The organism is Euzebya pacifica (assembly GCF_003344865.1).
Taxonomy (GTDB): domain Bacteria; phylum Actinomycetota; class Nitriliruptoria; order Euzebyales; family Euzebyaceae; genus Euzebya; species Euzebya pacifica.
The window spans coordinates 4930649-4942335 of the sequence record NZ_CP031165.1 but is presented as its reverse complement, the minus strand read 5'-3'; the positions used below and the strand labels follow the sequence as shown (position 1 = coordinate 4942335).

Below are 11687 nucleotides of genomic sequence, written 5' to 3'. Positions count from 1 at the left end.
GTGCAGGCATGACGCCTGCACGGATCGAGGAACAGCTGCTGGCGGCCCTGAAGTCCAACGGCCTCCGGCTGACCCTGCCGCGGCGGGTGATCTGCCGGGTTCTGGCCGAGGCCAACGAGGGCTTCCTGACCGTGAAGGACATCACCGAGCGCGTCGCCGAGGGCGGCGCGCCGATGGACACCTCGACGGTGTACCGCACGCTCAACGAGCTGCAGAACATCGGCTACGCACACTACGTCCCGATCGGCAAGCAGAGCTGGGCCTGGCACCCGACCGTCGACCACGACCACCATCACCTCATCTGCGAGGGGTGCGGACGCTCCTACACCGTCCCGGTCCAGGAGTTCGCCCCCGCCTTCGACGGCATCAAGGCCAAGTACGGCTTCACCCCAGCGAGCCACCACTTCGCCATCGTCGGGTTGTGCGCGGCGTGTGACTGGTCCGACACCGGGCGTGTGGGGGCGCCCGCCGGGTAGGACTTCCCTCGTATTGCAGTCGTTCCTTATTGCGAACCATCGCAATAGTGGATACGGTGAGCCCTCCGGGGCAAGGTCCACCAGGGACGGCCTCCACGACACCCAGGGGACTCGATGACGCACGAGCACGGCCACCAGACCACGACCCACGAACATGCGGGCCACGGTCACGACCATGGGGACCACGCGCACGGCCACGGCGATCACGCGCATGGGACGGGGCTGTTGGACAAGGTTCGCCATGGGTTGAGCGAGATGTTCGGCATGCACTCCCACGACCACGCCGACTCTGCCGACGAGGCGCTGGAGGGCAGCGCACGGGGCATGGTCGCGCTGAAGGTCTCCTTCACCGCGCTGATGGTGACGGCGTTCGCCCAGCTGGCGATCGTGTACTTCACCGGCTCGGTGGCGTTGCTGGCCGACACCATCCACAACTTCTCCGACGCACTGACCGCCATCCCCCTGTACCTGGCGTTCGTCATCGGCCGGCGAGCAGCGACCGACCGTTACCTCTACGGCTACAAGCGGGCAGAGGACCTCGCCGGGCTGTTCATCGTGCTGATGATCCTGCTGTCGGCGATCATCGCGGGATGGGAGTCGTTCCGTCGGCTGCTCGACCCCCAGCCGATCGAGCACATCGGCGTCCTGTTCGGCGCCGGGGTCATCGGGTTCCTCGGCAACGAGCTGGTCGCCCTGTACCGCATCCGCATCGGCAAGGAGATCGGCTCCGCCGCGCTCGTGGCCGACGGGCACCATGCCCGCACCGACGGCCTGACGTCGCTGGCGGTCGCGCTCGGCGCGGTCGGGGTGTGGCTGGGCTTCGAGCAGGCCGACCCGATCATCGGCATCCTCATCTCCATCGCGATCTTCGGTGTGCTGCGCACCGCCGCCCGGGACATCTTCCGCCGCCTGATGGACGGCGTGGACCCCGAGGTCCGGACGCAGGTCGAGGCCCTCGCCCTGCAGGTCGCTGACGTGGAGCGGGTGTCCAGCTGCCGGGTTCGGTGGCTGGGCCACCGCATGCGCGCGGAGGTGTCGGTCCAGGTGGATGGCCGCATGACGGTGGAGCAGGGCCACGCGGTCGGCGACGCCGTCAAGCAGCGCTTGGTCGAGGGCGTGCAGCACCTCACCGAGGTGGCGGTCCACATCGACACCGCCACCACCCACGCCTCGCCCGCGCCCGTCGGCTGACCATGTCACCGTTCGAGGTGGTCGTCGTCGGCGGCGGGATCATGGGGGCGAGCACCGCGTGGGCGCTTGCCGCCCGAGGTCATGACGTCGTGCTGCTCGAACGGTTCGCCGTCGTCCACCACCGGGGGTCCAGTCACGCCGAGACCCGGATCTTCCGCTTGGGCTACGACGAGGCGGACTACATCCACCTGGGCCAGCAGGCGCTGCCCGGCTGGCGGCGTCTGGAGCAGGAGACCGGCGCTGACCTGCTGCGGCTGACCGGTGCGCTGGACCACGGCCCCGCCGTGACCATCGACGCGTTGGCCGCCGCCATGAACGCCCAAGGTGTGCCCCACCGACGCGTCGAACCGTTGGAGGCGGCCCGGGCCTGGCCGGCCATGGCCTTCGACGAGGCGGTGCTGGTGCATCCCGACGGGGGCATGGTGTTCGCCGAACGCAGCGTCGTCGCCGCCCACGAGGCCGCTCGGCGGCACGGCGCCACGATCCGGACCGGCAGCGCCGTGGTCGGCATCGAGGTGGACGGGGCGGGTGCCGTCCTCCTCCTCGACGGCGGAGAACGGATCAGCGCCAGCCAGGTCGTGGTCACGGCGGGAGCGTGGGCCGGAACGCTCCTGGGCGGGCTGGTGGACCTGCCGTCCCTGCAGGTGAGCGCCGAGCAGCCGATGTACTTCCGGCGGCGCGACGGCATCGCGCCGCTGCCAGCATTCATCCACCGCGGTCGGGAGGACATCTACGGCCTGGACTCGCCCGCTCGGGGTACCAAGGTCGCCGAGCACTACCGCGACGAATGGCTGGACCCCGACGACCGTCCCTTCGACGCCGACCCCGCCACCGCCGCCCGCACCAGCGACTACGTGCGCCGATGGATGCCGGGCCTCGACCCCGAACCGATCGGGTTCGACCGGTGCCTGTACACCACCACGTCGACCAAGGACTTCGTGCTGGACCGGGTCGGCCCGATCACCGTCGGTGCCGGGTTCTCCGGGCATGGCTTCAAGTTCGCCCCCGCCGTGGGAGAGGTCCTGGCCGACCTTGTCGAGGGCGCCACCCAGCCGACTGCCCGCTTCAGTCTCTCCGCCGCCCGTGCCGACCGCAGGAGTCCCCGATGACCGCCATCGAGCAGCTGTCCGACATCGCCGTCCCCCCGGACGTCCGGGACCGAATGGTTGCGGTTCGCCGGGACCTGCACCGCCACCCGGAGCTGTCTCGCCAGGAGCATCGCACCGCGCAGCTCATCGCCGACCGCCTCGGCGAGGTCGGCGTCGACGGGGTGGCCCATCCGGTGGCCGACACCGGAGTCGTCGGCTGGGTGCGCGGCGGCGAACCGGGCCCGACCGTGCTGGTCCGCGCCGACATCGATGCGCTGGGCATCACCGAGGCCGACCGCGGGCATGACTACGTCTCGACCGTCGAGGGGGTGTCCCATGCCTGCGGCCACGACGGCCACGTCGCCGTCGCCCTGGCCCTCGCCGAGCGGCTGACCGCGGAACGGGACGCGCTGGCCGGCAACGTGGTCCTGCTGTTCCAGCCCGCCGAGGAGCGCGGTGGCGGGGCCCGCCGGATGCTGGACGCCAGGGCCTGGCCGGATGACCTCACCCCCAGCGCCAGCCTCGCCCTGCACATCGCCACCGAGCTGCCCGTCGGGACCGTCGACATCCGTCCGGGCACGATCGCGGCGAGCGCCCAGAGCGTCGCCGTCAAGTTCGGCTCGCCCGGTGGGCACGCGGCCTACCCGCACCTGACGCCCGACCCGGTCGTCTGCGCGTCGGCGTTCGTGATGGCTGCCCAGACCATCGTGTCGCGCACCCTCGCCCCTCGGTCGGCCGCGGTGGTGAGCTTCGGCCGGATCCACGGCGGCGAGGACCGGTCGGCGATCCCCGCCGAGGTCGAGCTGGAGGGAACCATCCGCACCTACGACAACGACGACCTCGGGATCATCCAGCGGCGGCTGCGCCAGATCGCCGAGGGCACTGCGGCCACCCACGGGTGCACCGTCGAGGTCGACCTGCGCGACGACACCTACCCCGCCTGCGTCAACGCCCCAGCGATCACCGCGACCGTGGCTGCGGCCGCCCGCGCGGTCCTGGGGGAGGGCAACGTCACCGCCGAGCGCGTCGTCGCCGGCGCCGACGACATGTCGGAGATCCTCATGGACCTTCCCGGGTGCTACTTCTGGGTCGGCGGGGCCAACCCCGCCCGCGGGCTGACCTTCCCCCACCACAGCCCCGAGTTCGACTTCGACGAGGACGCCATGGTCGTGGGGCTGGCAGTAATGGAGCAGGCCGTCCGGGCCACGCTGCGGTCGCCGCCATCGGGGCCCAACGGGACGTCGGAGAAGTTGTAGGACCCTCCGGCCGGGTGAGGGTCCGTCGCATGTCGTGCCACCTCACGCGAGCGCAGCTCGACGAAGGTGATGTCCTACCGGGACTCTTGACCCTCCCGAGGCCTCCTGCTCCTTGCGAATATGGCGGTGCAGAGGGCTCTTTCAGGAGGATCGCATGCGGGTTGTATCGGGACGTCACCGGGCAATGATGATCGTCGGGGCGGTCGCGCTGGCCGTCGGGGCACTGGACCCGCTTGAGGGCTCGCTCATCCTTCTGCCCGCGTGCATCTTGGTAGCCCTCGCCGCTCGATGGGCAGGGAGTCGATACGAGCGTCTGTCCAATGTCGGACTGGCGGTGTTCTTCGTCGGATTCGTCGCGATGTGGGCCATCACTGCGATTGGTGGGGTCGGTGGCAGCACCGGGCGATCGGCATGGTGGGCTCTTCCCGCCGTACTGGTCGTGCCTGGCTGGCTGCTCGTTGTTGCCGGGGCAGTGCAGGCCTTGCGGGAGACGAAAGGGCGACGGGCAGGAGTGAGTGGACGCTCGGCACACTGAACGGCTGTTCAGGGCGGGCGGGGTCCGGTGGCGACCACGCGGCCGCCCTCGTCGCCGCCCCCGGGGCCGAGGTCGATGACGTGGTCGGCCGTGGCGATGGTGTCCACGGTCCTGGGGAAGGGCAACGTGACCGCCGAGCGCGTCGTCGCCGGCGCCGACGGCATGGGGGAGATCCTGATGGATCTCCCCGGGTGCTACTTCTGCGTCGGCGGCGCCAACCCCGCCCGCGGGCTGACCTTTCCCCTAATCAAGGGGCCGTCACGGGCTGTGCCTCGTCGGAGGTCCACGGCAGCGTGCAGGCCTGGTCGAGGTCGAGGACGGTGATGAGGCGGCCCGTCCCCACGTACTTCGACACGCACACCGCCAGGTCGACGAGTCCGTCGTCGCCCAACCCTGCCTTCAGCCCGTCGCACAGCGCATCGTCGACGGACGAGGCGTCGGTGGAACTGGTCTTCGACCACCACCACGGTCGCCTGCTCAGCTTCGACGAGCACCCGGTGGAGGACGCCGTCACCGCCTACCACCGCAGCGAGGCGCTGTACGAGGCCGACACCCATATAGAGGTCCTCCTCGTCGGTTCCGACTTCGAAGCCACTGTGCGTCAGACGCATCCCGGCTTCTTCCGCCAGGAGGGTTATGAACCCTTCGGACGGCTGAGGGATCTCGCAGAAGCGGGCCTGAAGGCGTCAGCGTCTGAGCAGGTTCCGCAGCCGATAACTTTGTCCGCACTGCTCCTCGCTCATCAGCGAAACCGCAGGTCAGCACACCGCTGAGACCGACATACCTCGCAATGAATAGGTCCGGGGTTCGATGCCTCGACCGGCCTCCTTGGACCCCACAGGTCAAATGCCCTGGGCAAGGCTCTGCGAAGGTGTCCGCGCCAGGGCTAGTGAGTGCCTTTGGCTACTCGCCGCAGTTCGACCCGAATCCGAAGAACTGGACGGTGTCGCTGTCTCCATTGCCGCTCGCACCGGCCTGGAGCTGCGGTCCAAGCGTCCAAGTCGCACCCGGAACACCACCATCTGCCGGGGAGAACGAGGCGTCTGGGTACAGCTGCCTCACCTCTGCGTTCGTCGCGCCCATTCCCAAGCCCCGGTCGGTCTCCAGTCCGAGATCCGGCGGTGCCGGAGCGCCATAGCTGTCGGGACTGTTGAAGAACCCGCCCCAGAACACCTCGTGCCCCTTGCCCTCGACATCGACGACGAAGATGACGAGTGACGCCCAGACGTAGATCTGCCCTCCGGCCGGGCCCAAGCTGTTCGAGCCACAGAAGGGCCGCCGGTCATCGCTGATCGTCGTGGGTGGTCCGAACAGCTCCGTGAAGGTGGCCACCGCCTGCCTGCCATCGCTGGTCAACTGGACCCCGCCCACAGCTCCATCGCTCGTAATCAGAACTGGGGCTGGCGCAGGGCACGGTCCTCCATCCTGCCGGTCCATCTCGGCAGCCACGGCTTCGCTGATGAGAGCTGTCGTCCCGATCACGGTTGTCTCGACTTGTGCCGTCCCAGAGCCGCAGCCCTCACCCACGAGTGCCCGTGTGGAGTCCGGGAGCCGGTCGGAGTCCACGAGCAGAATGGGCGCGTCGAAGTCGGCCGACAACCCAGCGGCTGGGAGCCCAAGCGTCCAGCCGTCGTCCTGGTAGCCGTTGAGGACGACCACGTTCTGGGTGGATGGCCACAGCTCGGTCGCGACCGCTGCTGCCGTTGCGGCCCTGTCAGGGCCTGCAATGCGACGGGGGGCCGGTAGTTCGGCAGCCACCGCATCCGACACCGCAGCAGGGCCGCCAAGCACGATCGTGACGGCGGTGTCGAGGTCGTCCAGAAGGGCGGACACACGGCCGTCCAGCTCACCGGTCGGTGTCAGCACGAGCGGCGTGCCGGTATCGGCAGCCCAGCCGGAGGCGGTGATGGAATCTGCCCAACCCGCAGAGCCGTCACCGAATGCCCTTGCGACCGCGACGACAGCGCCGGCACCGGACTGGTCCGCCACTGCGGTTGCGACCGCAATGGCCGTTTCGATCCGGTCGCGTCCGGCCAGTCGAACGACCTCATAGCCATCCAAGGCCAACTCCACCTCGGCCGGCACCGCCGACTCGCCACCCAGGATGAACACCTCGTCGCCGGGCGCGAGGACGCGATCGATCTCGGCGGCCGTCACGTCCGGGAGGGGCGCGTCCGGCGGGGTGAACAGCAGGGGTGCGGATCCGAGAAGTGGTGCTGCTGCCAAGCTGTCGGCGAAACCCGAAGTGGTGGCGAGCACGACAGCGTCGGCGCGGTCAGGAAACCGATGCGATGACACAGCTACCGCCGCCTCGATTGGTGTGCCCGTTTGAGTCCCGGCAACAGGTGTAAGTCGGAGTTGGTTCCCCAGACGGTGTTGGCCACCGTGTGACTGTTCGTGAGGTCTTTCCACGGATCTCTCGAAAGGGGCCACACGATGGCCGACATTGATAATGACCTGCTGACCGACGCTGCGACGAACCTGCTGACCGAGGAGCACCGCAGCCTGTTTCGTGATCTGCTCCAGAACGCGTTGCAGACACTGATCGAGGAAGAGCTGACCGCCTCAATCGGGGCGGCGCTGCACGAGCGCACCGATGACCGGACGGGGCAGCGCAACGGCCACCGGCCACCCCGGACCCTGTCAACACCGGCTGGTGATGTGGAGCTGAACCGCACCGGCTTCTTCGGAGGCTCGCTCAGTTGGGTAGTGCCAGTTCTAGTTGGCCACGGTCAGCGTAGTAGGCGGCTTCGAACTCTGCGGGCGGGATGCCACCGAGGCGGTGGTGCAGCCGCCGGGTGTTGAACCACTCCACGTAGGTGAGGAGGGCGAACTCCACGTCGGCGGCGGAGCGCCACCGGTGGCGGTGGATCAGCTCGGTCTTGACCAACCCGATGGTGGTCTCGGCCAGGGCGTTGTCGTAGGAATCGCCGCGAGATCCAACCGATGCAACCGCGCCAGCTTCGGCCAGCCGCTCGGTGTAGCGCACCGCGACATATTGCGACCCGCGGTCGGTGTGAACGACCACGCCGGCCACGTCAGCACGACGGGCAACCGCGGCATCAAGGGCATCGATGGCGATGTCGGTGTGCATCGTGGTGGCGACCTGCCAGCCCACGATCGCGCGGGAGAACACGTCGATGACGAACGCGGCATACACGAACGCGCCGGTGATCAGCCGGATGTAGGTCAAGTCAGCGACCCACAGCTCGTTGGGTGACTCGGCGGTGAAGTCGCGGTCCACCAGGTCCTGACGATCAGCCGCGGCAGGATCAGGGATCGTGGTCGTCTTCCAGCCGCCACGCCGGACGCCACGCAGTCCCAGGTCTGCCATCAGCCGTTGCACGGTGCAGCGGGCCACCGCGATGCCCTCGCGGTTCAACTGCAGCCAGACCTTGCGGACGCCGTAGACGCCGTAGTGCTCGGCGTGGACCCGTCGGATGTCAGCAGACAGCTGTGCGTCGCGGACCTGACGGGCCGAGGGGGCCTTGGTGGCGTGGGCGTAGTAGGTGGAGGGGGCGATCTGCAGCTGCGCACAGATCGGCTCGACTCCCCACACCATCCCGTCGGTGGTGACGCGGTGCCGGTGGGCATCGATGAAGGCGATCATCGCTTCGGTCGCGGGTCGAGCTCCGCTGCAAAGAAAACCGATGCTGCCTTGAGGATTTCGTTGGCCCGGCGGAGCTCACGGTTCTCCCGTTCCAGTTCCTTGATGCGTTGCCGTTCCTCCCTCGACACACCATCAACGACACCGTCATCGACATCGGCCTGGCGGACCCACAGCCGCACCGTCTCAGCCGTCGCGCCGAACTTGGCAGCGATCGACTTCATCGCCGCCCACTCCGAGTCGTACTCCGCGCGGTGGGCTCGAAACAGCCTCACCGCTTCCTCCCGCACCGACTCTGGGTACGGACCTGATCGCTTGCTCATGACTCCATCCTCTCAAGGACTGGAGCCTCCGGCAGACCCGGTGCGGTTCAGAGCTGGCGATCCCCAAGGTTCGGGCCGGCAACTTCTACCCGTCGCTGCTGGAGCCGCGCCGCCGGGTGGACCAGGCCCTGTGGGCGGTGATCATGACCGCCTACGTCAAGGGCACCTCCACCCGCAAGGTCGACGACCTCGTCAAGGCACTCGGCGTGGACTCGGGCGTGTCGAAATCGACGGTGTCGCGGATCTGCAAGGAGATCGACGGGCACGTCGAGGCGTTCCGAGCCCGCACCCTGGCCCACACCGACTTCCCCTACGTGTTCTGCGACGCCACCTACGTCAAGGGCCGCGTCGGCCGCCACGTCGTGTCGCGCGCCATCGTCGTGGCGTTCGGCGTCGCCGCTGACGGCACCCGCGAAGTCCTCGGGCTGGACGTGGGCGACAGCGAGGACGAAGCGTTCTGGGGTGCCTTCCTCAGGAGCTTGAAGACCCGCGGACTCGGTGGTGTGCAGCTGGTCATCTCCGACGCCCACGAAGGGTTGAAGGCCGCCATCCGCCGGCACCTGCAGGGCGCGGCGTGGCAGCGTTGTCGGGTCCACTTCAACCGCAACGTCCTGGCCCGGGTCGGCAAGGCCCACGGCGAGATGGTCACCGCCATGATCCGCACCATCTACGCCCAGCCCGACCAGGCCGCCGTCACCGCCCAGCTCCGCGCCGTCGCCGACATGCTCACCGACCGGTTCCCCGCCGCGGCCCAGATGCTGCTTGACGCCGAACCCGATCTCACCGCGTTCGCGGCGTTCCCCAGGACCCACTGGCGCAGGGTGTGGTCAACCAATCCGCTGGAACGGGTCAACAAGGAGATCAAGCGCCGGTCCAACGTGGTGGGCATCTTCCCCGACGACAACTCCATCATCCGCCTCATCGGCGCCGTCCTGCTCGAGCAGCACGACGAATGGCAAGTCGCCGAACGCAGCTACTTCTCCGAGGAATCCATGAAGACCATCGCCGCCGACACCACCATCGAGGTGACAGCCACCACCACCGCGGCATAGCCTGCCAACAACTTCACGAACGGTGACCTTCTACTTCCACCACCTCACGGGACTCAGCCGTGTGCCCGGCAGCGCCAGACGGTTCGTGGTCGCCGGATCTCCGTCTGGCTGTGCCACCGCAACGGACCCGAAGGGCAGCACAAGAACGGCTACGAGTGAAATGGCCAACAACCTGCGCATCCGCCCGAGCCTACGGGGTGTCATGTTCTCTGGCCTCATCGGCTGGCCGTCACAGCCACTGCAGTGCGAAGGGGTGAACCGGCGGAACAGCCGAGTCGCCGCCGGTACAGGGAGACCACGAAATCCAGGCCAATCAGCAGCTTCCTGAGTAGGACTCTGGAGCCGGTCCAACAATCGAGCGGGTACCGGCGTGGAGATCCCCGGAGGGTCTGGGGTCGTCAAGGGTGGCCAGTGCCCCCTGGAGGGACGTCGAGTGCCCGGAGGGCGGCGCGATCGACGGATTCCAGCAGTCCGCTGGTCATCTCCGTCGAATAGTGCTGGCGCATGAACATTTGATGCAGTAGCGTCCACTGTCGCCAGTGTAGACAGTGTATACAGTGCTGATCCATGTGGCCCCGCCGGGCCCCGGATTCGCCGACAGAGCGGGTGTCCCAGGAGGCATCCGCCGACCAAGGGAGCTCCAATGTCCAGCAGCCACACCATGACGGGAAAGGTCCCCCGACGCGGGTACGTCGTCCTCGTCGCTGGCCTTCTGTCCAACTTCAGCGTGGGAATCCTCTACACGTGGAGCAACCTGAAGGACTACCTGAAGCCCATGGTCGATGCCGGCGGGGAGCCGTTGTGGACCGAGTCCGCGCTGGCCACCCCGTACTCGATCGGGGGCATGGTGTTCGCCGCGCTCCTCATCCTGACGGGTGCGCTTCAGGACCGGATCGGGCCGCGTTGGGTGATGCTCGGCGGTGTGCTGATGGTGGGAGGTGGCACGATCCTTTCCGGCTTCGCGGTGCAGAACCCGACCCTCATGTACGTCACCTTCGGGCTCGTCATCGGCGCAGGCCTTGCCGCGGTCTACGCGTGCCCACGACCAGCCGCAATGAAGTGGTTTCCCGCGGGCCGCAAGGGGATGATCAACGGGATCGTGGTCGCTGGATTCGGTCTCGGGGCCCTGTGGCTCGGCCCCCTGGAGGTCTGGCTGCTGAACCGCAACGTGCCGGACGCGGCTCGCAACGCAGCCGGTGAGCTCCTGAGCACGGTGGAGTCCACGGCCCTGATCGCCGACGGGATGCAGGCCTCGTTCCTTATCATGGGACTGCTGATCCTCGCCATCGGCATTCCGTGTGCGCTGTCGGTCGTCGACCCTCCTTCCGGGTACGTGGCTCCCGAAATGGTCGCCGCCAAGGGCAAGGAACTTCGCGAGACCCAGAAGAAGTCGGCCAGCGTTTCGGTCTGGACGACCATGCGCACCCCTCAGGCGTGGCAGTTGCTGTCCATCTACGCGCTCTACTGCTCCGCTGGCGCCCTGGTCATCTCCAACGTCACGTCGATCCTCTCCGAGCAGACCGTCGGGGGCCTGTCGGGGGAATACGGCGGGACGATCGCGACGCTCCTACCGCTGATGGTGCCGCTCGTCGGCATCACCAACGCCTCCGGCAGGGCCTCCGGCGGTATCGTGTCGGACTTCCTCGGTCGCAAGCGGACCTACCTGATCATGCATGCGCTGTCGGCAGTGAACATGCTCGCGCTGACTCAGTACGAGACGCCCGCAGCCATCGCGTTCGGCACGCTCGCTGCGTGCGCCCTCTACGGCGCGGCACTCAGCGTCACGCCGTCAATCGTGGCGGACTACTTCGGGCTGAAGCAGTACGGGGCGAACTATGGGGTCGTGTACTACGGCTGGGGTCTGTCGCTCGTGATCGGTCCGCAGATCACCGCGCTCGTGTACAGCGATGCCACGGGGTACATCAACGCCTACTACTGGGCGATCGGCCTGATCGCCGTCTCGGCCGTGCTGGTCGCGACGCTCAAGAAGCCGACCTTCCGACCGGAGCAGATCATCGACGAGGTCGGCCCGGTCGACCCGGGCACGAACGGGCTGATCGAGAACGCAGAGGTCGACGCTCGCGACGTCGTGGGCAGCCGGGCGAAGTCGGATCATCGCTAGGTCCAGGACACACCACGGCTCCGACCCGTCGTGACCG

11 protein-coding genes and 1 pseudogene are annotated in these 11687 nt (G+C 68.0%); 8 read left to right on the top strand and 4 right to left on the bottom strand.

The genetic code is table 11. The features are described 5' to 3' along the window. The first annotated feature begins 8 nt into the window (after nucleotides 1-8). The 4 genes from DVS28_RS21270 (at nucleotide 9) to DVS28_RS21255 (ending at nucleotide 4011) form a co-directional block, all read left to right on the top strand. Nucleotides 9-476, top strand: coding sequence for a Fur family transcriptional regulator (locus DVS28_RS21270; RefSeq protein ID WP_114593254.1), 468 nt, complete (start codon nucleotides 9-11; stop codon nucleotides 474-476). Nucleotides 477-590: 114 nt separating this feature from the next. Next, a complete protein-coding gene (locus DVS28_RS21265; protein ID WP_114593253.1) occupies nucleotides 591-1667 on the top strand; it encodes a cation diffusion facilitator family transporter in 1077 nt (358 codons plus the stop codon). Nucleotides 1668-1669: 2 nt separating this feature from the next. Next, on the top strand, nucleotides 1670-2776 hold the full coding sequence (locus DVS28_RS21260) for an FAD-dependent oxidoreductase (RefSeq protein WP_114593252.1): 1107 nt from the start codon (nucleotides 1670-1672) through the stop codon (nucleotides 2774-2776). After that, entirely contained in the window at nucleotides 2773-4011 is a 1239-nt protein-coding gene (locus DVS28_RS21255; RefSeq protein ID WP_114593251.1) for a M20 metallopeptidase family protein, read from the top strand. Before DVS28_RS21260 ends, DVS28_RS21255 begins: the two co-directional genes overlap by 4 nt. A 543-nt stretch (nucleotides 4012-4554) precedes the next feature. Here DVS28_RS21255 and DVS28_RS28655 read toward each other — a convergent pair. Continuing rightward, nucleotides 4555-4710, bottom strand: coding sequence for a hypothetical protein (locus tag DVS28_RS28655; RefSeq protein WP_164710868.1), 156 nt, complete (start codon nucleotides 4708-4710; stop codon nucleotides 4555-4557). 83 nt (nucleotides 4711-4793) lie between these two features. Beyond that, entirely contained in the window at nucleotides 4794-4937 is a 144-nt protein-coding gene (locus DVS28_RS28650) for a hypothetical protein (RefSeq protein ID WP_164710867.1), read from the bottom strand. 49 nt (nucleotides 4938-4986) lie between these two features. Here DVS28_RS28650 and DVS28_RS21250 point away from each other — a divergent pair, with 49 nt between their 5' ends. Continuing rightward, complete coding sequence (locus tag DVS28_RS21250) at nucleotides 4987-5319, top strand: hypothetical protein (protein ID WP_114593250.1); 333 nt, start codon at nucleotides 4987-4989, stop codon at nucleotides 5317-5319. 130 nt (nucleotides 5320-5449) lie between these two features. Here the strand turns inward: DVS28_RS21250 and DVS28_RS21245 are convergent, their stop codons facing one another. Then, nucleotides 5450-6958 carry a cell wall-binding repeat-containing protein gene (locus DVS28_RS21245; protein WP_281273490.1) on the bottom strand — a complete coding sequence of 503 codons (1509 nt, stop codon included), beginning with the start codon at nucleotides 6956-6958 and terminating at the stop codon, nucleotides 5450-5452. A 24-nt stretch (nucleotides 6959-6982) separates the two neighbouring features. Here DVS28_RS21245 and DVS28_RS30285 point away from each other — a divergent pair, with 24 nt between their 5' ends. Beyond that, nucleotides 6983-7351: a transposase gene (locus DVS28_RS30285; RefSeq protein WP_216826204.1), complete on the top strand. Its 369-nt coding sequence runs from the start codon at nucleotides 6983-6985 to the stop codon at nucleotides 7349-7351. On the opposite strand, the gene DVS28_RS21235 is transcribed toward DVS28_RS30285, so the two are convergent. Continuing rightward, nucleotides 7245-8476, bottom strand: a protein-coding gene (locus DVS28_RS21235; protein ID WP_245973567.1) for an IS3 family transposase whose coding sequence is annotated in 2 segments (ribosomal slippage) — nucleotides 7245-8194 and nucleotides 8194-8476 — 1233 coding nt in all. Because the reading frame shifts where the segments join, the coding sequence is not laid out codon by codon here. The genes DVS28_RS30285 and DVS28_RS21235 overlap by 107 nt on opposite strands. 50 nt (nucleotides 8477-8526) lie before the next feature. Between DVS28_RS21235 and DVS28_RS21230 the strand changes: the two are divergent. Beyond that, nucleotides 8527-9528: pseudogene (locus tag DVS28_RS21230) on the top strand (IS256 family transposase); the annotation flags it as partial. Nucleotides 9529-10171: 643 nt separating this feature from the next. After that, nucleotides 10172-11650, top strand: a complete 1479-nt coding sequence (locus DVS28_RS21225) for an OFA family MFS transporter (protein WP_114593247.1) — start codon at nucleotides 10172-10174, stop codon at nucleotides 11648-11650. Nucleotides 11651-11687: the final 37 nt, after the last annotated feature.